Origin of the sequence: Arthrobacter sp. PAMC 25486 (assembly GCF_000785535.1) — a bacterium.
Taxonomy (GTDB): domain Bacteria; phylum Actinomycetota; class Actinomycetes; order Actinomycetales; family Micrococcaceae; genus Specibacter.
The window spans coordinates 4,241,538-4,264,513 of record NZ_CP007595.1; the positions used below are offsets into that span (position 1 = coordinate 4,241,538).

Annotated in this window: 21 protein-coding genes and 1 pseudogene; 9 read left to right on the forward strand and 13 right to left on the reverse strand. The window is 63.5% G+C overall.

All coding sequences use genetic code 11. The annotated features are described in order from the left end of the window. Positions 1-94: 94 nt before the first annotated feature. The 3 genes from art_RS19125 to nhaA form a co-directional block, all read right to left on the reverse strand. On the reverse strand, positions 95-1,498 hold the full coding sequence (locus art_RS19125) for a sugar transferase (RefSeq protein WP_038467431.1): 1,404 nt from the start codon (positions 1,496-1,498) through the stop codon (positions 95-97). Positions 1,499-1,801: 303 nt separating this feature from the next. Beyond that, positions 1,802-2,296 carry a VanZ family protein gene (locus art_RS19130; RefSeq protein WP_052136794.1) on the reverse strand — a complete coding sequence of 165 codons (495 nt, stop codon included), beginning with the start codon at positions 2,294-2,296 and terminating at the stop codon, positions 1,802-1,804. 6 nt (positions 2,297-2,302) lie between these two features. Continuing rightward, positions 2,303-3,604 (reverse strand): Na+/H+ antiporter NhaA, encoded by a 1,302-nt coding sequence (nhaA, locus tag art_RS19135; protein WP_038467433.1) that lies wholly within the window; start codon positions 3,602-3,604, stop codon positions 2,303-2,305. 304 nt (positions 3,605-3,908) lie between these two features. Between nhaA and art_RS21320 the strand changes: the two genes are divergently transcribed. The 6 genes from art_RS21320 to art_RS22730 all read left to right on the forward strand — a co-directional run bounded on the left by art_RS21320 (position 3,909) and on the right by art_RS22730 (position 7,967). Continuing rightward, positions 3,909-4,424 (forward strand): alternate-type signal peptide domain-containing protein, encoded by a 516-nt coding sequence (locus art_RS21320; RefSeq protein ID WP_052136795.1) that lies wholly within the window; start codon positions 3,909-3,911, stop codon positions 4,422-4,424. A gap of 20 nt (positions 4,425-4,444) precedes the next feature. Next, entirely contained in the window at positions 4,445-5,020 is a 576-nt protein-coding gene (locus art_RS21325) for a hypothetical protein (RefSeq protein ID WP_052136796.1), read from the forward strand. Next, entirely contained in the window at positions 5,017-5,613 is a 597-nt protein-coding gene (locus art_RS19150) for a signal peptidase I (protein WP_038467436.1), read from the forward strand. Before art_RS21325 ends, art_RS19150 begins: the two co-directional genes overlap by 4 nt. After that, entirely contained in the window at positions 5,610-6,227 is a 618-nt protein-coding gene (locus tag art_RS19155) for a hypothetical protein (RefSeq protein ID WP_157875371.1), read from the forward strand. Before art_RS19150 ends, art_RS19155 begins: the two co-directional genes overlap by 4 nt. Further along, complete coding sequence (locus art_RS19160; protein ID WP_157875372.1) at positions 6,227-6,829, forward strand: hypothetical protein; 603 nt, start codon at positions 6,227-6,229, stop codon at positions 6,827-6,829. Before art_RS19155 ends, art_RS19160 begins: the two co-directional genes overlap by 1 nt. A 112-nt stretch (positions 6,830-6,941) precedes the next feature. Continuing rightward, positions 6,942-7,967, forward strand: coding sequence for a hypothetical protein (locus art_RS22730; protein ID WP_216699566.1), 1,026 nt, complete (start codon positions 6,942-6,944; stop codon positions 7,965-7,967). Between the two features lie 64 nt (positions 7,968-8,031). On the opposite strand, the gene art_RS19170 is transcribed toward art_RS22730, so the two are convergent. Together art_RS19170 and art_RS19175 are read right to left on the reverse strand one after the other, a co-directional pair. Next, complete coding sequence (locus art_RS19170) at positions 8,032-8,580, reverse strand: hypothetical protein (protein WP_038467445.1); 549 nt, start codon at positions 8,578-8,580, stop codon at positions 8,032-8,034. A gap of 214 nt (positions 8,581-8,794) precedes the next feature. Continuing rightward, positions 8,795-9,199, reverse strand: a complete 405-nt coding sequence (locus tag art_RS19175; protein ID WP_082000448.1) for a DUF2505 domain-containing protein — start codon at positions 9,197-9,199, stop codon at positions 8,795-8,797. A 325-nt stretch (positions 9,200-9,524) separates the two neighbouring features. Between art_RS19175 and art_RS19180 the strand changes: the two genes are divergently transcribed. Next, a complete protein-coding gene (locus art_RS19180) occupies positions 9,525-10,463 on the forward strand; it encodes a hypothetical protein (RefSeq protein WP_038467448.1) in 939 nt (312 codons plus the stop codon). A 91-nt stretch (positions 10,464-10,554) separates the two neighbouring features. Here art_RS19180 and art_RS19185 read toward each other — a convergent pair whose 3' ends face one another. Beyond that, entirely contained in the window at positions 10,555-11,055 is a 501-nt protein-coding gene (locus tag art_RS19185) for a DUF2505 domain-containing protein (protein ID WP_038467451.1), read from the reverse strand. A gap of 173 nt (positions 11,056-11,228) precedes the next feature. Between art_RS19185 and mfd the strand changes: the two genes are divergently transcribed. Beyond that, positions 11,229-14,882, forward strand: a complete 3,654-nt coding sequence (gene mfd, locus art_RS19190; RefSeq protein WP_038467454.1) for a transcription-repair coupling factor — start codon at positions 11,229-11,231, stop codon at positions 14,880-14,882. Between the two features lie 98 nt (positions 14,883-14,980). On the opposite strand, the gene art_RS19195 is transcribed toward mfd, so the two are convergent. The 5 genes and pseudogenes from art_RS19195 to art_RS21340 all read right to left on the reverse strand — a co-directional run bounded on the left by art_RS19195 (position 14,981) and on the right by art_RS21340 (position 19,800). Next, positions 14,981-16,288, reverse strand: a complete 1,308-nt coding sequence (locus art_RS19195) for a hypothetical protein (protein ID WP_157875373.1) — start codon at positions 16,286-16,288, stop codon at positions 14,981-14,983. 296 nt (positions 16,289-16,584) lie between these two features. After that, positions 16,585-16,809 carry a hypothetical protein gene (locus tag art_RS19200; RefSeq protein WP_038467461.1) on the reverse strand — a complete coding sequence of 75 codons (225 nt, stop codon included), beginning with the start codon at positions 16,807-16,809 and terminating at the stop codon, positions 16,585-16,587. 84 nt (positions 16,810-16,893) lie between these two features. Further along, the gene (deoC, locus tag art_RS19205) at positions 16,894-17,598 is read right to left on the reverse strand and encodes a deoxyribose-phosphate aldolase (RefSeq protein WP_038467464.1); all 705 of its coding nucleotides are present in this window, start codon (positions 17,596-17,598) and stop codon (positions 16,894-16,896) included. A gap of 42 nt (positions 17,599-17,640) precedes the next feature. Next, entirely contained in the window at positions 17,641-18,780 is a 1,140-nt protein-coding gene (locus art_RS19210) for a uroporphyrinogen-III synthase (RefSeq protein WP_038467467.1), read from the reverse strand. An 8-nt stretch (positions 18,781-18,788) separates the two neighbouring features. After that, positions 18,789-19,800, reverse strand: a pseudogene (locus art_RS21340) (SAM-dependent methyltransferase). A gap of 254 nt (positions 19,801-20,054) precedes the next feature. On the opposite strand from art_RS21340, the gene art_RS19220 reads away from it, so the two are divergent. Beyond that, positions 20,055-20,261, forward strand: coding sequence for a hypothetical protein (locus art_RS19220; protein WP_038467470.1), 207 nt, complete (start codon positions 20,055-20,057; stop codon positions 20,259-20,261). Positions 20,262-20,311: 50 nt separating this feature from the next. Here the strand turns inward: art_RS19220 and art_RS19225 are convergent, their stop codons facing one another. Together art_RS19225 and art_RS19230 are read right to left on the reverse strand one after the other, a co-directional pair. After that, entirely contained in the window at positions 20,312-20,986 is a 675-nt protein-coding gene (locus art_RS19225; protein WP_038471078.1) for a DUF1992 domain-containing protein, read from the reverse strand. A 113-nt stretch (positions 20,987-21,099) separates the two neighbouring features. After that, on the reverse strand, positions 21,100-22,974 hold the full coding sequence (locus tag art_RS19230) for a phospho-sugar mutase (protein ID WP_082000449.1): 1,875 nt from the start codon (positions 22,972-22,974) through the stop codon (positions 21,100-21,102). Positions 22,975-22,976: the final 2 nt, after the last annotated feature.

A 22,976-nucleotide genomic window follows, 5' to 3' on the forward strand; every position in this document is an offset into this window, starting at 1 on the left:
CAGGTCGTCCTGCACTTGCGTATCTAAAACTTGGGGCTTAATAATCGAGATGTGTCAGATATGTCAGATGTCTCGGTAGGTTAGATTGAGCAACCTAGTAGGCCCCGTCGACTTTAATGACTGCCTTGAGCGTTTTGAGGAGGATGACGATGTCGCCGGCGAAGGACCAGTTTTCCACGTAGTAGAGGTCTAGCCGGACGGTGTCCTTCCAAGAGAGATTGGAGCGTCCGCTGACCTGCCACAGTCCAGTGATGCCGGGCTTGACCAGGAACCGGCGGTGGACATGGCGTTCATATTCGGCAGCCTCGCTCTCCAACGGGGGCCGGGGGCCCACAAGGCTCATATCGCCGAGGAGAACGTTGAATAATTGGGGAAGCTCATCGAGGCTGTAACGACGCATCCATCGTCCGGCAGGTGTGACGCGCGGATCGTTCTTCATCTTGAACATGACGCCATTACCATCGGTCTGTTCTGCCAATTCCGGGATCAGATCTTCTGCATTGACGACCATGGAACGGAATTTGAACATGTGGAACTTCTCGCCCGTGAGTCCAACTCTTTGTTGTTTGAAAATGACCGGACCGCCATCACCTCTGACGATGGCGGCGAGGAGGAGAAACAACGGGGAAAGAACTGCGATCAACAGCCCCGAGGTGACGATGTCGAACACCCGCTTGGCGAAGTGTGCGCCGGAACTGAATTGAGGCGTCGAGACATGGACCAGCGGCAGACCTGACACGGGTTGCACATGCAAACGAGGACCTGCGATGTCGGTCAGTGCAGGTGCCATGATGAGTCTGATTCGACGATCTGCCAGCGCCCAGCCGAGGTCGCGGATTTCATTTGGGGAGAGCGTGTTTCCAGATGACATGGCGACGGTGTCCGCGCCATGCCTCGTGATGGAAGCCATGACTGACGCAACTGTAAGTTCTGTTCCGGCAATTGGCACGCCAACTGCGTGCATCAGGGGGTCTTCCATGGTGCCACCGGGAACATGAACTGCAACCGGTTCGAATCCGGCAGAGGGCTGGCGGGAAAGAGATCTCACCAAGTGGGCGGCGGCAGCGGAGCCCGCGACAACCAGAACTTTGGCGGTGGATTCGCCCCGCGCGCGCTGACGGTGGAGCACCTTACGCTGCACCCAGCGGGAGAGCACGATACCGCAAATCCCGAGGGGCAGGGCCAGCAGCACGTAGCCACGTGCGGTGTCCAAACTGAATGCGTAGGACACGATTGCCAGCGTGCCAAAAAGCCAGGAGGTGGCTGTGAGTATGAGTTTGTACTCGTCAGTGCCGGCGCCTACAACCCTGATCTTTCGGCTGTCCCAAGCACCGAGCATCACGTACCAGATGGCACCGAGAATCAGTCCGCACACCCAATAGGAGACGGTAATTGGCCCGATCATCAGGTCCGTCTTATCGAAGCCAAAACGCACAACCTGGGCGGCGATGAGGGCTGCGGCAATGATGCCCGCATCAACCCATCTCAGATTTCTAATGTAACGACCACGCCAGTCTGAAGGTGCCTGAGAGGACTCCGCAGCGCGGCGCTGAGTCTTGACTGTATGTGAGCCGGCAAGCTCAACCTGGACCTCTATGTCTTTCCCCCATGTTTAGACGGTCTATCTCAACACTGGTCACGCGCGCAGAAACTAAAGAACTTGGGCGATGACAAGTGCTGGGTGAGCCATATCTTGTTTGAGCGGTGCCATACGGCTCATCAGAAGAGTAGCGGAGATATGACCCTGCATCTGGGGGAGGAAAAACAGGAAAGCTGAACGGCTAACCGATAAGCCTGACGGCTATTTGGCTACTTTTGAGGTCGAGTGGACTGCGCGACTTGGCAGTGGGGAGTCAGGGGCGGCGCTCAAAAACACTGGCAGCATTCGGGCCGAGCGTCGCACCATCAGGACGTAGATCAAGGCCCCGAGGGCGGCACCCATGGTGTTGGCAAGAACGTCCAGGCCTGAGGCGAACCGTTCCGGCAGCAGCAGTGCCTGGGCCAGTTCAATCAGGCAGGAACCCAATGTGCCAACAAAGATTCCCACCCTGGCCTTCTTGAAGTAGGCAGACGCGAACAGACCCATGGGAACGAACATGACGACGTTGGCTGAGAACTCGACGAAGTTGTAGTTGATGAACTTGGGCATGCCGTGCAGATATAGCCACGAAAGCAACCCGTTGAGTGTCCCAGCAGCCGGGCGGTCGACTGGGGAAGGCCAGAAAACGATCACAGCTACTGCAAAAAGGTACGCCACAGCTACGGAAAGGAGTAATCTGCGCAGTGGCTTGGCCATATGAGGTTAGCCCTGTTGGTACACGTCGGGGATGCCATCGCCGTCGTCGTCGCGGCTTTCGAGTTCGGCCAGATTTCGGTAGTGCTTGTTTCGAATCCTCAGCACTACCGTGGCCAGCAGTGCAGCGGCCAGTGACCCTGCAAGGATGGCGACCTTTGCGTGGCTGTAATGGGGGCTGTCGTCGCCGAAGCTGAGCTCACTGATCAGCAGGGAGACGGTGAAGCCGACCCCTGCCAGAAGCGCAAGGCCGACAACATCGATCCAGGCCAGGCCGTCGTCGAGTGTGGCCTTGGTGGTCTTGGTGACGAGCCAGGTGGCGCCAAAGACGCCCAAGAACTTGCCCACAATCAGTGCCCCGATAATACCGATGGCGACGGAGTCGGTAAACGCAGACTTCAGCCCGGCCACCCCGCCCAGCGCCACGCCCGCAGAGAAGAAGGCAAAGAGAGGCACTGCCAGGCCAGCAGAAATGGGGCGCATGAGATGTTCAAGGTGCTCGGCCATTCCCGGACCGGCCTCGGGGCCACCGTTCTTGGCGGATCGGATCACTGGGACCGCGAAACCAAGCAGCACGCCGGCAACTGTGGCGTGAACGCCGGACGCGTGGACGAGTGCCCACGTGGCGGCCGCGAGCGGGATCAGGAGGTACCAGGAGCTGATCCGCTTTTGCACCAACCAGGTGAATACGAGCAACGGCAGGATGGCCAGCGCCAGGAATCCGAAGTTCATCTCACCCGGGTAGAAGACGGCAATGATGGCGATGGCAATGAGATCGTCCACTACGGCGAGCGTCAGCAGGAACGTACGCAGTGCGCTGGGCAGGTGCGTGCTGATGACTGCCAGCACGGCCAAGGCAAAGGCGATGTCCGTGGCGGTGGGGATGGCCCAGCCCTTCAGTACTTCCGGGCCTGCGGTCCAGTTCACGGCCACGAAGAACAGCGCGGGGACGATTACTCCGCCCACGGCTGCCGCAATCGGGACGATGGCACGTGCCGGGTTGCGGAGATCGCCGGCAACGAATTCGCGTTTGAGCTCCAGCCCGGCAACGAAGAAGAAGATGGCCAGCAGGCCGTCGGACGCCCAGCCGCCCAGGCTCAGGTTCAGATGGAGTGACTCGGGGCCGATCCGGAAATCGCGGAGGTTGAAGTAGCTGTCGGCGATGGGGGAGTTGGCCCAGACCAAGGCAATCACCGTGGCCGCCAGCAACAGTGCACCCCCTACGGTTTCGGAGCGCAGGATGTTGCTGATGCGAAGATGTTCGGCGTAGCTGCCGCGGCTAAAAATGCGGGGCCTTGAAGTGGAACTCATGGGCAGGTACGCCCTTTCGGTGGTGTGAAGCCCCGACATGTTGCGTACGGGCTTTTGGGTTCAGCAATGACATTGCCGACCAGACTTCCCGGCGCACCTGCACTCCAGTTTACACGGCACGGCGGTGACGAAGGCCCACGAAAATTTTAGTCGCCTGGGTGCATAACTATAGACCTTAGGGCGAAATGTATGGCCGAGTGAGCGCAGAATTAGCCGGTTGGCAGCCGAATGGTTTGCTATAGGTGGGCTTAACTTGAAGGGCTGCCTATTTGGGGGCATGAAACGTAGAGCTAAGGACAATTTCATGAAGAAGGTAACGAAGGCTGCCGTAGCAGCCGGTGCAGCAGCCGCTTTGATGCTCGGAGGCGCTGGCTCGTTGGCGCTGTGGAACGATTCCAAAACGGTTGATGCAGGAACCATCACCACCGGTCATCTGAAGATGACATCGGACACTGGCAAGTGGACCGATGCGGCAAACGCCGTATTCGACCCGATTACTGACCACATCGTTCCGGGCGACACCTTGACATTCAACCAGACAGTGACCATCGAAGCCGACGGTAAGAACCTTAAAGGCAAACTCACTGTGCCGGAGCTGAGTGAGGATCTCGCCAACCTGCCAGAAGACACGACGGTCAACTTGACCGTAGTGCCTCCGGCGGGCGTGACGTTGACTGAGGGTGCTTATTCTTTTGACGGCCCGGGCACATATGCGGTTCCTGTCAGCATCACGATCGTCTTCCCGGAGGCTGCGGAAGCAACAATGAATCACGCCATCAACGTCGGTTCCTTGGCCCTGACCCTCGAACAGGTCCGCTAACACCGGTCCTCAAAGCTCAGATGCGCAAAATCCTCTTGGCGGCCATGGCTGCGGCCGTGCTCGCGGTGCTTTTTGCAAGCGCCCAAGGCACAGCCGCACTTTGGCGCGCCGAGGGGACGCTGAAACCGGGCAGTATCACCACCGGATCGCTTTCGCTGGCAGTGGGTGACGGGACATCCACGTCCGAGGATTTTGCCTTCGAGGATCTGAACACCTCGACTTTAGCGCCGGGAGGATTCGTCCAGGCGCCTCTGACCATCAGCAACACCGGCACCACCGCCCTGGGCTACTCCTTGGCCGGGGCCACCTCCGCAACCACGGCGCCAGGTGTCGCCGATACGGAGCTTATTGACGCCGTCGAACTTTCAGTGCACGTCACCCATGATTCGGCCGCGTGCGGGGAAAACCTGCCCAGTACCGGTGAGATTTTGTACGTGGGACCACTGAACGGCACCGTCGCAAGCGCCGGCAGGAGTCTCGAACCTGCCGCCAGCGAAACGCTGTGCATCCAGGTGGCTCTGCCGACCGAGGCGCCGCAGGAGGCCGCCGGAGGAAAGCTGCAACTGGTGCTTTCCTGGAGCGGTGATCAGCTGTGAACGGCGCAACGGCCGCGGCGGCACCTGCCCGGGGCCGCCGTCGAACTTCCAAAAATGAAGAGAAAACCGGCATGCTGTGGTGGGCCGGTCAAATCTTCTCATGGTTGCTGCTGCTAACCGTCCTGGCGATCGCGGCCGTCATGATCGTGATTCCGAGAGTCGGCGGAGCCACCGCGTACACGGTCCTGACCGGTTCCATGGCGCCCGGCATGCCACCCGGCAGCCTTGCCGTGGTGCGCCCTGTAGACCCCGCAACCCTGCGCACGGGCGACGTCATCACCTACCAACTGAAATCCGGTGCGCCGGCTGTTGTCACGCACAGAGTGGTGGGCGTGGGTTCGACCCTCGACGGCGAACTGCGCTTCACCGCCCGTGGAGACGCCAACACCGCCAACGATCTGCCCGTGCGGTCCGAACAAATCCGCGGCAGCCTCTGGTATCAGCTGCCCTGGCTCGGCCATGTCAACTCCGTCCTCACAGGGCCGCAACGGCAGTGGCTCACCTTCGCCGCCGTGACCGGACTGCTCGGCTACTCCGCGTTCATGGCCATAAGTGCCCTGCGCGACAGACTTGAAAGGACCAAGAAACCGTGACGCGTTCTCCTTCGCCCGCCCTTGGGCTTCCGGGACGCCGGACCGGATTTGCTGCTGTGGCCGTTGTTGCCGCTGCCTTAAGTACGACGGCGGCCCCGGTCATGGCACAATCCGCGCCTTCCGTAGTGGTCGCCGAGGGCTACCCCGATGCGTCGTTTGCGTACAGTGCCGACGGGGTTGCGTACTCTGACTCCGTTCCCGAGCTGTTTGCCACGTCTGCGAAGCTGGTGCCGGGCGAAGATGTTGAGGAAAAGCTGTGGGTGCGCAATGACAACGCCATGGCGGTCAATGTCTCCGTCGCTGCCATGGCACCGCCTGGTGCGGGGGAGGCAGCACATGCGGGGTTGACGCCGTCGCCCGTTGTCACCCTTGAACCGGGGGCTGCAGCCCCGCTGAAGGTGCGGATGTGGTTGCCGGAGTCGGCCGACAACTCGAGTCAGGCCAGTTCTTTGCCTATTCGATTGCAAGTAAACGCCAGAGAGGCAGCGCCTGCTGTCTCTGGTGAGCTGGGCGATACTGGGGCGACCGGCGGTATCTGGCCGTTATCTGTGGCAGCGCTGCTGGGCGGGGCCGGAGCGTACCTTGGATCGCGGAAGCGGAGCAGGAAGCTGTGATGGATACTCGAAAACGCGCTTTTGCCCGTCGCCCCGTGTCTGGTGCGCGCCGTGGAATGCAGCTCAAGGCGCTGCTCTCGCTTGGCCTCCTGGCCGGAATTGGTGCCGTGTCCACGCTGGCGGCCTGGACCGGGGGAGCGAGGGCAACGTCGGAGATTGGTGCCGGTACTGTTGCGATTGGTGTTGTTGATTCGGATGGTTCGGTGCAAGCCAGCTACCCCATGCCCATCGACGGAGCGAACTGGTACCCAGGCCTGAACCGGGCGGTCGCGGTGACCATCAAGAACACGGGAACGCTGGACGCTGCTTACTCAGTGTCCGGTTCTGTCACTGAGGCGGGTGTTGGAAAGCTGGGTGCGGGCCTGAATGTTAAGGTGACGGGCGGTCCCACTGCAGCCGACGGCACGTGTAATGGCGAGGTCGTGTTGACGAAGGCTGCCGGCAGTGGTTTCCCTGCCCCGTCGTTGCCACATCAGCTGAAAGCCGGTGCAGCGCAGCCATTGTGCGTGCAGTATTCGTTGCCGACCACCGCGCCCAGCTCGCTGCAGGGCAGCTCGACCACCATTACGTTGACGTTCACGGCAACGGTGGGGGTGTCCTGACATGGCTCTGATGGATCGCCGTTCGCGGTCTGCTGCAGGCAGGGCTGCCGTGGAGCGATGGCTTTTCAACTTTGGCGCCGTACTGGGATCGCTGTGTCTGCTGCTTGCTGCTATGGCACTTGTATTCGGGCTGAAGCCCTTGATCTTTGCTTCCGGATCCATGGCGCCTGCACTCCCCACTGGCTCTCTGGCACTTGCTGTTCCCGTCGCCGCTGCTGAAGTTTCGCCGGGGGAAGTGGTGTCCGTTGTTGCATCGGACGGAACCCGGATCACGCATAGGGTGGTGTCCACCGATCCAGCGGCGGGGTTGGTGCTCAAGGGCGACGCGAATGCCGTCGCCGATCTGCTGCCCTACACCGGTGTCACCGTCGACAGGGTTTTGTTCAGTCTCCCGGGCTTGGGTTACGTGGTCAGCTGGCTGGCCGCACCGTGGATTGTCGTGCTGGGCGCTTTGCTCTGCGCGTACCTTATATATGCAGCGTTCTTTCGACCAGGGCCGGGTGCTACCCGGAAGCCCCGTGCTGGGTCCGGTGACGGGGCTGGGAAGTCGGGGCCCCGGCGTAGGACCTGGCTGGGAATCGGTGCGATGGCTGCGGTTATTGCCGTTGCCGTTCCGCTTGGGGCAGCGGCGAAGGTTGAGCCCACGCAGGCTGCGTGGGCCGCGAATGCCGCGGCGGGGTCCAACATGGCTGCAATGCAGACGAAAAAGCCCAGTGGGCTGAAGTGCGCCAGCCCGACATCTGGGATGGGCAGGGCCACTAAAGTTGATGTTACATGGGCTGAGCCCGCAAGAGGCCCGCTCCAACTGACTGGCTATGTCGTGCGCGCATATGTGCAGGCTCCTGATGGGGGCCCCCCGACGGCATCGGAAATCAGTTCCGACATCGTCCCGTCCTCTGTACGGCAGCTGACACTCGATCAGATGGCTGACAACGGCTTGTTGGGCAACCTCTTGGCGGGACTTTTGGGTGCATTGCTGGGCATTAATTACAACCTCAAGATCACCTTCGAGGTATCGGCGCTGTATGAGCATGGGTGGGTTTCAGAACCGATTGCTTTCACCACTATCAACGCAACGAGCAAGGGCATTCTAGGAATTTTGCTGCCCACTAAGAAACTCAGCTGCCAACTGCAGTGACTTATGAGGGCCGGGGGTCTATGCGACCCGCCGCCACACATTGAATGCACATGTTATGGGCAGATTAGGGGGAAAAATCTGCGGTTGCCACAGCGGACTCTTGTGCCCACGTTGTGGCGCCGCCATCGATAAGTGACATTGAGGAAAGGGCCGTGACTTGGCCGGCAGTCAAGGGGACGAACTTGGCACTCAAGTTGTGGCCGCCTGAAGATGGCGAGGCATGAAACATGAATGTGTTGGCTGGACCCATTCCGGATGAGGGTGCCATGAGAGTCCAGGATCTGGGAATCGACTGCAGGGTGACCGGCGCGTCGAACGTGATCCTGAGCTGAAAATGTCCCCTCAGCGGTGGGGCGGGCCAAGCGCCGAAGTCGGTATAAGAAATCTGGGTGCTGTACTCCACTTGCTTATCCCCGGAGTGGGCTGCGAGGGTGCTGAAGTCGGCCCCTGCTGAGGGAACCCAGTAGAAGTTCGCCTGGTCATTCGGTATTGCTACGTCGACGCTTCCGCTGGCGGATGCTGCCGGGGCGCCGATGGCTGCGGCAATAACCGGTGTGCTCCAGGCAGCTCCCTTGAGGATTGCTCGACGTTTTGGTGCAGGCGCGACAGTCATGTCTCTCACTCTCCGTTGCATCTTGGGAGGCTACCCAACCGGTTAGCCGATCGGCTTATTAATCATACCGACCGGTAATATGTGCGGGGAATCGTCGAGGGAATGTTACGGCCCGGATATGCCAATGGCCGCGCAACCAGAGGCGAATTCCGGTCATGCGGCCATTGGCGGCAGGGCACCTAAGGTTGGCCGGGCGCCGTCGTGCCTGGAAAAACTAGCTGTGCGTGGTCAGCCATTCCTGCGCCAGCGTGGCCTGCAGGTTCAGGGCGCGGCCAATGACCGGCTCTGCCGCCGAGGCGATCTTGGCGCCCAGGAACGGCACACTCGACTTGACCTCGCCACTCAGCTCCACCACGGTGGAATCACCGGAGACAACCAGCTTCTGCACGGCCGCGACATCCACGGGCGCCTTGGCCACCGTGAGCTTGATGGTGTTGGTGCGTGAACCGTCGGCGGCAGGAGCGCTCCAGGACTCATCCTGCGTCACCGTCAGGGTTGCGCCGAGCACCTTCTTGGCGATGTCGGGCATGCGCGTGGTGGGCAGGGTGCGCACCGTTTGGGTGGTGAACGCCGCCGTGGTGGGCCCGCTGATCGTAAAGGATTTCAGCTCGCCCCCCACAGTTTCGCTGACATGCTTGCTTCCGCCGCGGACACCCAGATGTTTGCTTCCTTATCAAGGGAAACAGACACGAACGTAGGGCAACCCCAGAATCTTCTGGGCGGATCAGTGCCAAGCTTCTTGGTGCGTTCAAGTAATGTCCCCACCTTGCAGATAGTGGTCAAATAATTGCCTGGCTGGGCCTCGGTTCGGGTAGCCGCTATTTGGCGTTAGAGCAAGGGGTAAGCCATAGAGCGGAGGGCTGTGGACACAATGCACCAAGGTGGTGATTGCTGAGTCGCTAAGTGTTAGGTTGGGGAATTAATCCAACCTAAGGAACTCACCAATGCCCCTTTCCGTGACCAATGCGCCTGTCAATACAGGCCGACGAAAGGTTCTTCTTGCCGGTGCTTGGACGGTCCCCGTCATCGCCGCCGCCATTGCCGCACCGAGCGCTGCAGCCTCCGGAGAACCTGACCTTCAGTCCGCCCTCTCCTACTCGATTTCTGAGGTCAACACGGCGTGGGAGGGGACCAACGCCGTCACAATCACCAATATGGGGACCGGTGCATTCAGCGGCACTTTGTGGTTTCTCGGTGAAATCTGGGACGCACCGCTCACAGCGGCCGGATTCTCCCTCAACGGGACTGTCGGTGAACTGGTAACCGTTGATGGTGTGCAGCGCGTTCTGTATGGTCCTGTGGCCGCAACCGTACCGCCAACCGGGGCGGCCGTGGAGGTTGTGCTTGACTGGCATGGTTACCCCTTCCTCAGCGTGGGTACCAGCAATGACGCGAGGAATCTGGAGGTCTTCACCACGGATCCGCGAATCTCAGCCAACGCCGTACCGGCCACTGGAGGGACGGCGGTTCGTCCGCCGTTGCTGACCTTCACGGTCACCCCGGTCGCCGACACCAGCACGGGCACCGAGCAGGTGGTGCTCTATAACGGAAACAACCAGGACTACGTAGGCAATGTCCTCCTGGAGGTGGACCTTTACAAGTTCCCGATGTCCTCGTATGGCTTCGAAGTTGTTTATGACAGTGTGACGTATCAAGGAGCAAAGGTGTTGTCGGTTGCCGAGAAAAGGTTCCTCAGCCGCACAATCATTCCCGTGGCGATCCCTGCCGGTGGGACGTTTCCCCTCGAGGTTGTGTGGGCACAATTATCTTCAAGCGCCAACGGCGACCTTGCCCGGCCGTTGCGGGTTCGACTGGATGCCACGGCACACACCATCCTGACCGGATCCGGTGATGTGAACGTGCGCGCGCCGATTTCCGTCTGAGCTGCCCTCCGTCCTGACGGTTCCGGCCAACGAATAAGGTGGCGGAGGGTCTAACAACCCGCCGCCACCTTATCCATATGGGAATCACTCGTTAGCTGTGCGTGGTCAGCCATTCCTGCGCCAGCGTGGCCTGCAGGTTCAGGGCGCGGCCAATGACCGGCTCTGCCGCCGAGGCGATCTTGGCGCCCAGGAACGGCACACTCGACTTGACCTCGCCACTCAGCTCCACCACGGTGGAATCACCGGAGACAACCAGCTTCTGCACGGCCGCGACATCCACGGGCGCCTTGGCCACCGTGAGCTTGATGGTGTTGGTGCGTGAACCGTCGGCGGCAGGAGCGCTCCAGGACTCATCCTGCGTCACCGTCAGGGTTGCGCCGAGCACCTTCTTGGCGATGTCGGGCATGCGCGTGGTGGGCAGGGTGCGCACCGTTTGGGTGGTGAACGCCGCCGTGGTGGGCCCGCTGATCGTAAAGGATTTCAGCTCGCCCCCCACAGTTTCGCTGACATGCTTGATGAAGGCTTCGTTGGTAAAGACGTCTGTCACGTTCTGAGCCGTTGCGGCCAGCGTGGTTGAGGCGGCAAGCGCCATGGTTCCTCCAGGATGTGGGTTTTTGGGCAGCTCCTAGGATAGCAAGGCCCGCGGCGAGTAAGCTGGAGACGTCCCGGAGCCCACCAGAAATTCCGGGCCTTCGTGCTGTCCCGGCACGAAAAAACGCGTATGTCAGTGGCGGTCCTCGTCCTGCACCAAGGAGAAAACCACCCATGAGTCTTGCAGGGTTGCGGAGCGCACTTGCCGAAGATCCACTGTTCGCCCGGGTCCGCGGCTTCGCGGCCGCCGACCCCGCCACCCGCAGCACCGACGTCGCCTTCAGTGCCCCCGCCGGCATGCGCGCCGTGCTGCTGGCGGAAGTGGCCGACGGCCTGAGCGACAGATCTGCCGCCGCCCCCGGCGTGGTCCTCGCCGTCACTGCCACCGGCCGCGAGGCCGAGGACACTGTGGCCGCCTTGCGCTCCTACCTTCCCGACGCCGCAATCGCCGAGTTTCCCAGCTGGGAAACCCTCCCGCACGAACGGCTTTCCCCCCGCTCCGACACCGTGGGCCGCCGTCTCTCCGTGCTGCGCCGCCTGGCCCATCCCGAGCACGACGCCGGAGCCCGGCTTCGTGTTGTTGTGGCACCTATTCGTGCGGTCGTCCAGCCGCTGGTGGCCGGCTTGGGTGAGCTGGTTCCGGTGCGGGTGCGCGTCGGCGAGGACATTCCGTTCGGTGAATTGATCAAGCGCCTCTCCGATGCCGCCTACGCCCGTGTTGACATGGTCACGCACCGAGGCGAGTTTGCCGTCCGCGGAGGCATCCTCGACGTCTTCCCGCCCACTGACAACCACCCCGTCCGCGTCGAGTTCTTTGGCGACGAGGTGGAATCGATGCGCTGGTTCAGCATCGCCGACCAACGCACACTCACCAGCGTCAAGGGCAACATCTCCCACCCGGTTGAGTTGTATGCGCCCCCGTGCCGGGAAATCCTGATCACCCCCACCGTCATGAGCCGGGCCGCGAAGCTCAAGGACCTGATGCCCGGCGCCGCAGGAATGCTTGAAAAGATCGCCGGCGGCATCGCCGTTGAGGGCATGGAATCCCTCGCGCCGGCACTGGTGGACGGCATGGTACCGCTGTCCTCGCTGCTGCCCGCCGGTTCCATCGCCGTGGTGCTGGATCCGGAAAAGGTCAGCGCCCGCGCCCACGACCTGGAATCCACCAACGAAGAATTTCTTGAGGCGGCCTGGTCCACGGCGTCCGACGGCGGCAGTGCCCCGCTGGACCTGTCGCAGGCCAGCGGGGGAGGGGCCGGAGTCGACCTTGCCTCGGCAGGATTCAAATCCCTGGCCGAAACCCGTGAGGGTGCGCTGGAGCACGGGCTGAGCTGGTGGACCATGAGCGCGCTGGCCCAGGACGAGGAACTTGAACCGGCCACCGACGTGGTGAACCTGCACGCCCGCGAACCGCGCGGCTACCGCGGCGATGTGGCGGAGATGATGGAATTCATCGGCGCCCGCGTCAAGGACCAGTGGCGCGTGGTGGTTGCCACCCAGGGGCCCGGCCCGGCCCAGCGCCTGGCCGAGCTGTTCCACGAAGCCAACATCCCGGCGTCGCGCGTGGAATCCCTGGATGCCCCCCCACAGCCGGGCATCATCGAGGTGACCACGGCCGACACCGGGCGCGGCTTTGTGCTCGATTCGCTGAAGCTGGGGCTGCTGACCGAAGCAGATCTGCTGGGCCGCGCGTCCGCCGTCTCAACCCGGGACATGCGCAAGATGCCCTCCAAGCGCAGGAACGCCGTCGACCCCCTCCAGCTGGAGGCAGGGGACTATGTGGTCCACGAGCAGCACGGTGTGGGCAAGTTTGTGGAGCTGATTCAGCGCAAGGTGCCCGGGGCGGGTGTGGGCGGTGCGGCCGGGCTGCGCGAATACCTGGTGCTGGAATATGCGCCGTCCAAGCGCGGGGCGCCGGGGGACAGGCTGTTTGTGCCCACCGACCAGCTGGACCAGGTGACGGCGTATGTGGGCGGGGATGCGCCGGCGCTGTCGAAGATGGGCGGCTCGGATTGGGCTGCCACGAAGGGCAAGGCGCGCAAGGCGGTCAAGGAGATTGCCGGGGAGCTGATCCGGCTGTACTCGGCGCGCATGGCCAGCCGCGGGCACGCGTTTGGGCCGGATACGCCCTGGCAGGCCGAGCTGGAGGAGGCGTTCCCGTATGTGGAGACGCCCGACCAGCTGGTGGCCATCAACGAGGTCAAGGCCGACATGGAGAAGGAAGTCCCCATGGACCGGCTGATCTCCGGCGACGTGGGCTACGGCAAGACCGAAATTGCTGTCCGGGCCGCGTTCAAGGCGGTCCAGGACGGCAAACAGGTGGCCATTCTGGTGCCCACTACGTTGCTGGCACAGCAGCATTACGAGACGTTCAACGAGCGCTTTTCCGGCTTCCCTGTGCGGGTGGCGCCGCTGTCCAGGTTCCAGACGACGAAGGAGTCCAAGGAGATCATCGAGGGTGTCCGAACGGGGTCCGTCGACGTTGTCATCGGCACGCACCGGCTGCTGTCCAAGGACTTTGCGTTCAAGGACCTGGGCTTGGTGATTGTTGACGAGGAGCAGCGCTTCGGTGTGGAGCACAAGGAGGCGCTGAAGAAGATGCGCACCAACGTGGACGTGCTGGCCATGAGTGCCACACCCATTCCGCGCACCCTGGAGATGTCCATGACGGGCATCCGCGAAACCTCAACCCTGGCCACCCCGCCGGAGGAACGCCACCCGGTGCTGACCTATGTTGGTGCGCACAGCGACAAGCAGGTGGGGGCCGCGATCCGCCGCGAGCTGATGCGCGAGGGGCAGGTGTTTTATGTGCACAACCGGGTTAAATCGATTGAACGGACGGCGGCGCACATCCAGCAGCTGGTGCCGGACGCGCGGGTGGCGGTGGCGCACGGGCAGATGTCCGAGTCCCGGCTGGAGCAGATCATTGTTGACTTCTGGGAAAAGCGCTTTGACGTGCTGGTGTGCACCACCATCATTGAGACCGGACTGGACATCTCCAACGCCAACACGCTGATTGTGGAGCAGGCCAACAACTACGGGCTGTCGCAGCTCCACCAGTTGCGCGGGCGTGTGGGCCGTGGGCGTGAACGCGCCTACGCGTACTTCCTGTACCCGGCCGACAAGCCGCTGGGCGAAGTTGCCCTGGAGCGGCTGAAGGCCGTTGCCGCGCACAACGAGCTGGGTGCGGGCATGGCCCTGGCCATGAAGGACCTTGAGATCCGTGGTGCCGGCAACCTGCTGGGCGGGGAACAATCGGGCCACATCCAGGGTGTTGGCTTTGACCTGTATATCCGTTTGGTGGGCGAGGCTGTGGCCGAGTTCCGTGGTGAGGGCGAGGAACGGGTGGCGGAGATGAAGATCGAGCTGCCCGTCAACGCCCACCTGCCGCACGATTATGTGCCGGGGGAGCGGCTGCGCCTGGAGGCCTACCGCAAGCTGGCCGCCGCTGTCACGGTTGAGGCCATCGCCGAAGTTGAGGACGAGCTCATCGACCGGTACGGTGAGCTGCCGCCGGCCGCCGTGAACCTGCTGGCTGTGGCGCACTTCAAGGTGCTGGCCCGTGCTGCCGGGCTCCATGATGTTGCACTGCAGGGGAACTTCATCAAGTTCGCTCCGGCTGAGCTGCCCGAATCAAAGGTCATGCGCCTGACGCGCATGTACCCGGGAGCTATGGTGAAGCCGGCGCTGAATGCGGTGCTGATTCCCAAGCCGAAGACTGCGCGTATTGGCGGCCGGGACCTGGCCGACGCCGAGGTGCTCAAGTGGGCGCAGGGCGTGCTTGAGGCGATCTTCGAGGTGACCCCGGAGACGATGGCGGCACCGTAGTAGGGACCGTCGGACCAAATGCTGCTGGGCGGGCACCTGCACTGCAGTGCTCCGCCCAGCAGAAAATACATGAAGTATCGGCCGGGACCGACGGGTTTCTAGAAGGTGCAGACGTTTCCGTTGCGGATGTACGTGGTGCTCAGCTTGTCTTGGCTGTCACGCACGGCGTAGGAGCTGGTCACGTTGGTGGCGATCAGTCCGTCCATGTTGTACAAGTCCCCATTGGCCTCCAAGCAGACGCCGGGGCCGACAACCTTGCTTGTTGCCGTGCGCGGGAAGCCGCTGGTCCTGATGATGGTTCCGCCATCGTTTGCGGCTCCCGTGCGGAATGCGAGATTGCCGGCGGCATCAATCCAAGTAATGACTACCTGGCCGTTGATGTTGAATTCCGAGCGAACGTCGCGCGCTCCGGACTCAATCTGTGTGATCGTCCCGTTGGCAGCAACAAGCGAAATGGTGCCATTGGCCGGATCGAAGAAGGTGCGGGGGCCAACGACCTGGATGCGGGGCGGGTGGTTGGCCAGTTTGACCGCCGCGTTCTGGCCGATCTTCATCCACGCACCGTCATCGGAGGTCATCCACGTCTTGACGTTGTGGTCTGTTTCATTGCGGGCGGCATGAGCGCTGGTCACGTTCGTGTCCAGCACGTTGTCTCCCTCGAAGAGCGCATTGCCCGGGCCCAGGAACAAATGCACGCCTACCGCCGTGGCGGTAGCCGGGGGAGCTGTCAGGTTCTGGGTTGCGCCGGATTCATAGGTGTGGGCCCCCGCAGCGTCCACCCATGAGACGGAGAAATGATCGAAACTCTTGTGGTCGCCCACTGCGCTCGTGACGCCGGATGCCATGAGGGTTCCGCGGATGTACAGTTCACCTGCAGGAGTGATAAATGATCCGGGACCCACCGTGGTGGAGCCGGCCGGAATCATCGGGTATTCCTCGTAGAGTGTGCCGTTCTTGGTAAGGGCATCCGACAATGTCATGACCGTGACCGCAGTGATGTCGGTGGCGCTGCTGCTGTGGGTGGCCACAATGTTGGCATTTCCTGCTGCGCCGCCAACCTTGATGGCATCGAGCGTGATCTGCCCGGCACTGTCGGTGATGAAAGAGCGGACATCCTTGGACCCGTCGCTCCACGCGAAATTCGGCGGCAAGGTAATGGCCACCGATTCGCCGGCGGCTGGCTGGCCGTTGTTCTGCAAGGTGGCGGTCAAGCCACTCAAAACATCGCAGGAGGCACCTGTCACTGCGTCTTCGGAGAGCGTCAGCGTAAATGCGGTGGTAGATGCCGAGGCGGCCGGGGCTGCTACAGCCGCTGCGATAACCGGTATTGACCATGCCGCGCCTTTTACTATTGCGCGGCGGCTGCGCGGTGTTGCCACTTGATCATGGTGCATAAATTCAGTCATGTAGTCCCCCCAGTGGGATTGAGATTTTCGGTTTCCGATGGGAAGCCGAAGGGAATCTAGCATGGCCCATGCAACTTATGCGTCGCAGTGGCTTCTTCCGGTCGCAAATAGTGTCGAAAGTTGACGCAAATTGTGGCGGCGCATGCGGCTTGATTGGTGTAATATCCGGGCCGACAACGAAGGCCGGCGTCCCGCCGTCGTTCATCCGCGCATTAAAAAACTGACCCGCAGACAACGGCGAAAATCACGTCCAAAACGTATATTTTCGCCGTTTTCTGCGGGTCAGCTGGAAAAGACTACTCGCCTGCGGAGTCCGAGCGGCCCATGATCGTCACGGGGACGAAGATGGCCAGTGAGCACAGGCCGATGCCGAGGCTGGCCGGCACGAAGGCGTGCGCGAAGCTCTCGAGGCTCCAGTATGAGAAGGCAAAGATTCCGCCAAGGAACAAGGCGAAGAAAATGACGAACAGGACGACGGACTGCACCAGGCTGTTTTCGCCGCGGTAAGCGTTGTTGGACACGGGTTCTCCTTTCCCCTTAGTGGGGAGCTGAGTGGATACACCGGAAGGGCCGGCGCGTTGATCTACCCACGATCTTAGTACGGATTAGTAGGAAGTCGTGCCCGCGCCGCCGGTGACGATGGCAATACCTGAGCTGGTCCCGATCCGGGTGGCGCCGGCGGCAATCATTTCCAGCGCCTTTTCCCGGGTCCGCACCCCGCCCGAGGCCTTGACTCCGATGTCCGGGCCCACGGTTTCCCGCATCAAGGACACGTCCGAGGTGGTGGCCCCGCCCCCGTTGAACCCGGTGGAGGTCTTCACGAAATCGGCCCCGGCCTCAACGGCGCCCTGGCAGGCCAGGATCTTCTCATCATCACTGAGCAGTGCGGTCTCGATGATGACCTTCAACAGCGAATCCGCCTCGTGGACGACCTCGGCCACGGCAGAAATGTCTGACACGAGCGCCTCACGGTCCAATGCCCGGGCCGACGCGATATTGATGACCATGTCGACCTCGTCGGCGCCGTCCATGGTGGCGCCGCGTGCCTCAAAAACCTTCACATCCGTGTTGTGTGTGCCCAGCGGGAAGCCGACGACGGTGCAGGTCAGCACGCCCGTGCCGAGCAGCGCCTTCTTGGCGGTTTCCACCCAGACGGGATTGACGCAGACGGACTTGAAGTGGTGTTCGGCGGCTTCCTTGCACAGGCGCAGGATGTCCGCGCGGCTCGCTTCGGGGGCTAGTAGGGTGTGGTCAATGTAGCGTGCCAGGTCATCGCCCTGGGGTGCCGTGAAGGGGTTGTTAGTCGTCATGATGCGTACCTTCCCACGTCTGGATATGTTCCTCCTATCGTGTCACAGGAATCGTCCCCGCAGCCGGTAGCCGCGCTTGACAACAGTTTCCACCACCGCCGGATCCGGCAGGGCAGCCCGCAGCCGGCTGATGGCCATGTGCAGGGCGTGGTCTGCGTCCGGCGCACCCGTGCCGGCCGCCAATTCGCTGGGCGAAAGCACGCCGCCGCCCGCGCCCATCAGCAGCTTCAGTAACTGCAGCGGTGCCGGCGCCAGCTGGACGGGGAGCCCGTCGACGCTCAGCGACTGCCCGCGCACCTCCAGCACCGCACCTCCGCTCTCAAACCGCAGCACGCCCGTGTCCTCCAGATGCTCGCAGACAAGCCTGATCAGGGCGCCCATGCGGAACCTTTCCGGCACCAGCGGGAGAATGCCGGCCTGGATGAGCGGTGCCGCCGTGACAGGTCCGACGGCGGCACTCACCACGGTGCCCGGGCCCTCCCCGCGCAGGGCCGCCAGAAACTCATCCCCCCGGCCCAGTTGCGCGGCCGTGCTGAGCACGGCGTCCACGGCGGGGGCGCTGGTGAACGTGAGGACGTCGAGTTTGCAGTTGATGACGTCGTCGATCAGTTGCGGCAGCCTGTCGCCTTCCTCAGCATTGACCCAGCGGTAGGGGGTCACCGTCAGCACCTTGGCGCCGGCATCGCGCAGCCGCTGCAACGCGGCACCATCCGTATACCCGTGGACCTGGACTGCCACGGTCTTGCCGCGGACGCCGTCGGCAATCACCAGATCAGTCAGCGTTGCGGTGGTCTCGTCGGCGCTGATGCCCACATCGTTCAGGCCGGCGGCCCGGACGGCGCCGCGGGCCTTGGGGCCGCGCACGTAGATGGAGGCGTTCGCCAGTGCTGCGTGCAGTGACTCGCCCTGCCCGGCCGCATCGGCGCCCTCGCACCAGCGGCGCATCCCGTAGGCGGTGGTGACCATGACAATGTCTGGGGCGGCGGCAATGACGGCCGCCGTTTCGGCATGCAGGGCGTGCTCGTCCTCCATGGGCGCGATTTTCAGCGCCGGCGCGTGCAGCACCTTGGCGCCGCGGCGTTCCAACGCCTCAATGAGGTCGCCGGCGCGGCGGTGGGCTGTTACTCCGATCCGGAATCCGCGCAGGGGCTGGGCGGGGAGGGTTTCTGCTGTGTCGCTCATGGGCTCCTTCAAGCTGATTGCAAACTGGTATCCGGGAGGAAATCCGGACCTGCCGTGGCCGGGACTGCTGTGCCCATGCCCACCGTGTCGAGGCTGGCGGCGAGGTTGGGGGCCAGATCCACTACGCCCCCGATCACGATGACGGCGGGGTTCCGGCACGTGGCGGATGCGTTCACAATGGTACCGAGGGAAGCGGAAACAGTGCGCTGTGCATGACTAAAACCGCGTTCGACGACGGCCACGGCGTAACATTCGACAGCCCGGCCCGGAGCAGCCCCGCCACCAGCGACGGCAGGGTGCCCACACCCATGAGTACCACGATGGTGCCGCCCAGACCCACCAGGTGCCGGGGTGCGTGACCGAGATGCCCGCGGCCCCGAGCACCGCCGTCGCACTGGAAACCCCGGGAACAACTGTGACGGGGATGCCGGCGGCCACAGCGGCCGCCATTTCCTCCCCGCCGCGGCCAAACACAAACGGGTCCCCGCCCTTGAGCCGCACCACGTGCAGGCCGCCGCCGATGACGGCCGTGGTGACGGTGCGGCCCAGCCTGTTGCCCAGCAGCGCCACCTGGGCGTTCAGGGCGCGCACGTCCTCGAGGGTGCGGTAGACGTGGAGGTGCTCGGCGCCCGGAAGACCCAGCCGGACGGCGTTGGACCCGGTGGCCAGCACCAGTTCGTCAAAGGGGTAGTGGGCCGATTCGCCGTCGGCCATGGTCTGGACGGTGCGGCTGGCCGGGTCGATGACGGCCACCTCCGCGTCGCGGACCAGCTCGACGGCGGCGTGCGCCCACAGGACCGGATCGCCCAAGGTGAGGTCGGCGTCCACCTCGGTAAGTGCCCGGCTCAACGCCACCCTGTCGTAGGGTGCGTGGGCCTCGTCGGTGAGGACGGTGATGTGCCAGCCTGCCAGCCCGCGGGCGTGCATGGCTTCCGTGAAGCGGTGGGCGGCGGGGCCGCCCAGCACCACGACCCTGCGGATCCCTGTGCTGTTTTCCCTGATGGCGCCCTGCTGTTTCATGGCTGTGGCTTTTCCCTGGGTTGGCCGGGTGCCCGCACCAGCGCGTCCTCTCTTCCTAGGAAAGCGGCATTGCGCAGGCGTGTCGCCCGCGTAACGGACAGTTAAGGTCCGCCTATCCGGGAACGGCACGGTGGCGGTGATACGGCATTTACCTGCCTGTCATATGCCTGTCATATGCCGGGCGGCTGCGGGAAACGTGGGTTGCGTAGTGTCTGAACCACGTTGCCGGTCCACTGCAAACAAAGGAACTCGTCATGGAAACCGTTATGGAAATGCCCGTTGCCACCCTTGTCGCCGGACCAGCCGTTGCCCGCTTTGCCGGCGCACCCGCTGTTGCGGCCGCTTCGACCTTGGGTCCTGTCCGGTCAGCGGCCCGGTGGTTCCCGGTCTGCCGGCTCTCGGACTTGGAGGATTCCTGGGGCGAGGCGGCGCACGCCAGCGCTATGCCAGTGCATGAGTGATGGTTGGGGCCGGAACTGCGGAAAAAATACGCTTTGCCGGCCCTGATGCATCAGTGGCGTCGGAGCAGCCTGGCCAGGAAACCGCGGCGCCGGGTGGCGCCGCCGGAGATTGCCGACCGCGGGACGGCCGCCTGTGGAACAGCTTCCTGTCGGGCCGCGACCTGGCGGGCCGCGGCCCGGCCGCGCCACTTCGCCACTTCGGCGTCGATGTCCCGCAACTGCGTGATGACCGGCGGGCCGCCCAATAGCTGCCGACGGGCCTCGATGATGCGGGCGTTGAAGTCGGTGAGGAGTTCCCGCACCCTTGCTTGGGATGCTGTCGCATCCATGGTGGCCTCAAGCTCCGCGTCTTCCTTGCGCAGCATCAGCGCCGGAGGGCCGAGCCCGCTGACCTGTTCGCGCTCAAGCAGGCCCTTGATCCACCAGTCGGGATCATCGGTGCCGCCCAAGCCCGGAATGGGCTTGCCGGCGTACGCCAGGTTGTCGAAATCCCCGCGGGCCACGGCGGCATCGATGGCGCTGTTGGCCACCTCCCAGACCTCATCGGATTCATGGAGCCGCCGCGGTTCCGTCTCCTGCCCGGAGCCCTCGGAGCTAAATGACCGGCCAGCGGCCAGAGCATAGTCATCGGTCGGGACGGGCGTTTCCGCCGCATCCTTGGCATCACGGTACCGGGCAGCCTCCAGGGCATGGTCATGGAACTGCTGCTGCTTCCCGTGATTCACGGCGCCCACCCTCCAAACGATCGGCCTACCTGGCACTTAAAACTTATGCTCCGATACCCGCCGGGTCAACGCCTGCCTGCCCCTGTGGGCAGAACAACCCTCAGACCTGCCCGTCAGTGGTCGTCCAGCCCCAGTGCCTTCTTGACATCTTGTACGACGGCGGCCAGCGTACCTTGCGCTTCATCCCGGGCCGGCTGGAGGTGGTCGGGTCCGGCGACGGGGACGATCACCTCGAGATAGCACTTCAGTTTGGGCTCCGTGCCGCTGGGTCGCACGATGACGCGCGTGCCGTCCTCCGTCAGGTAGGCCAGGCCGTCCGTGGCAGGCAGCTCGTCCGATCCTTCCGAGAGGTCCGTCAGTTCGGTGACCTTGGATCCGTTGAGGGCGGCCGGCGGCTGTTCCCGCAGCCTGGCCATCATGTCCTTGATGCCTGCCGGGTCCTCCACCCGGATGCTGATCTGGGTGCTGGCGTGCAGCCCATGGGCTAGGGCGAGGTCGTCCAGTACATCCAGCAGCGTCAGGCCCGCGGCCTTGAGCCCGGCAGCCATTTCGGCCATCAGCAGCGCCGCCGAGATGCCGTCCTTGTCCCTGACAAGCTCCGGGGCAACACAGTAGCCCAGTGCCTCTTCATAGCCGTAGCTCAGTCCCGGCACACGTGAAATCCACTTGAAACCCGTCAACGTCCGCACATGCCCGTAGCCTGCGGCGGCGGCGATCTTTGCCAGCAGCCGGGAGGAAACAATGGAATTGGCGAAGACGGGCGTGGCATGCGGTGCATCGCCGCCGATGCCTGCGCTAGTGGTCGCGCCTGCCATGGAGCCTGCGCGTCCGCCGCGGGCCACCAGGTGTGCACCCAAAAGTGCCCCCACCTGGTCGCCATGGAGCTGGTGCCATTGCCCGGCCGATGGGTCAAAGATGCCGACGGCTGCCCTGTCGGCGTCGGGGTCGTTGGCCAGGACAATGTCGGCACCCACCTCCTGGGCCAGGGCGAAGGCCATGTCCATGGCCCCCAGCTCCTCGGGGTTGGGGAACGGCACGGTGGGGAATTCCGGATCGGGGGTGGCTTGCTCGGGGACACCATGGATGTCGGTGAAGCCTGCGGAGTGGAAGACAGCCAGCGCCGTTTCGTGCCCCACGCCGTGCATGGAGGTGTGCACAATGCGCAGCCCGCGGGCCGGAAACGCTGTTGAGTCGGCAAGCGACGCCACTGCCTGCCGGTAGTCGCCCACAAGATCGTCGCCGAGCACGCTCCAGCCGTCCTCCGCCATGGCAATGCCGGAGGTGTCACCGAACTCGGCGGTGTTGGCGACCGTGTCGATCTGGGCCGCAATAAGGGAATCGTGCGGTGCCACGATCTGCACGCCCCGGGCTTCCGGGGCAACGGCACGCCCGCCAAGATAAACCTTGTAGCCGTTGTCCTGTGCAGGGTTGTGGCTGGCCGTCACCATGATGCCAGCCTCGCAGGAGAGGGCGCGCACGGCATAGGCCAGGACGGGGGTCGGTAGCGGGGCCGGCAGCAGGAACGTCTCGATGCCTGCCGCGGCAAAGATCGCCGCAGTGTCCCGGGCGAAGTCCGCTGAATTGTGGCGGGCGTCGAATCCCACCACCGCCCGGGGCCGGTATGTCTCTCGCTGCTGGGAGGCCGGGGTGCCCGCGGAGGAGGGGCCGGCGTCGTCCGTCCCGGGAGAATCGGCGAGGGCGAGCAGGTGCGCGGCAACACCGGCGGCGGCGCGGCGCACCACCACCTTGTTCATCCGGTTGGGGCCCGGGCCCATGGCCGCACGCAGCCCGGCCGTGCCGAACTGGAGGTTGCCGTCAAAGCTGTCGGAGAGCTCGGCGGCGCGGTCGGGATCGGCGACCAGGGCCCGCAGGCGCGCGGCCGTGGCGGTGTCGGGATCGTGCGCGGCCCATTGCCGGGCGGCGGACTGCAGCGCTGCCAGTTCGAGGGCTGCAGATGATTCGGTGCGGTTCTCGTGTGCGTGTCTCACAA

Coding starts and splice junctions, on each gene's coding strand:
- art_RS19130 (WP_052136794.1), bottom strand. CDS start 2,296: ATGGCCAAGCCACTGCGCAGATTACTCCTTTCCGTAGCTGTGGCGTAC.
- nhaA (WP_038467433.1), bottom strand. CDS start 3,604: ATGAGTTCCACTTCAAGGCCCCGCATTTTTAGCCGCGGCAGCTACGCC.
- art_RS21320 (WP_052136795.1), top strand. CDS start 3,909: ATGAAGAAGGTAACGAAGGCTGCCGTAGCAGCCGGTGCAGCAGCCGCT.
- art_RS21325 (WP_052136796.1), top strand. CDS start 4,445: ATGCGCAAAATCCTCTTGGCGGCCATGGCTGCGGCCGTGCTCGCGGTG.
- art_RS19160 (WP_157875372.1), top strand. CDS start 6,227: ATGGATACTCGAAAACGCGCTTTTGCCCGTCGCCCCGTGTCTGGTGCG.
- art_RS22730 (WP_216699566.1), top strand. CDS start 6,942: ATGGCACTTGTATTCGGGCTGAAGCCCTTGATCTTTGCTTCCGGATCC.
- art_RS19170 (WP_038467445.1), bottom strand. CDS start 8,580: ATGACTGTCGCGCCTGCACCAAAACGTCGAGCAATCCTCAAGGGAGCT.
- art_RS19180 (WP_038467448.1), top strand. CDS start 9,525: ATGCCCCTTTCCGTGACCAATGCGCCTGTCAATACAGGCCGACGAAAG.
- art_RS19185 (WP_038467451.1), bottom strand. CDS start 11,055: ATGGCGCTTGCCGCCTCAACCACGCTGGCCGCAACGGCTCAGAACGTG.
- mfd (WP_038467454.1), top strand. CDS start 11,229: ATGAGTCTTGCAGGGTTGCGGAGCGCACTTGCCGAAGATCCACTGTTC.
- art_RS19195 (WP_157875373.1), bottom strand. CDS start 16,288: ATGACTGAATTTATGCACCATGATCAAGTGGCAACACCGCGCAGCCGC.
- deoC (WP_038467464.1), bottom strand. CDS start 17,598: ATGACGACTAACAACCCCTTCACGGCACCCCAGGGCGATGACCTGGCA.
- art_RS19210 (WP_038467467.1), bottom strand. CDS start 18,780: ATGAGCGACACAGCAGAAACCCTCCCCGCCCAGCCCCTGCGCGGATTC.
- art_RS19220 (WP_038467470.1), top strand. CDS start 20,055: ATGGAAACCGTTATGGAAATGCCCGTTGCCACCCTTGTCGCCGGACCA.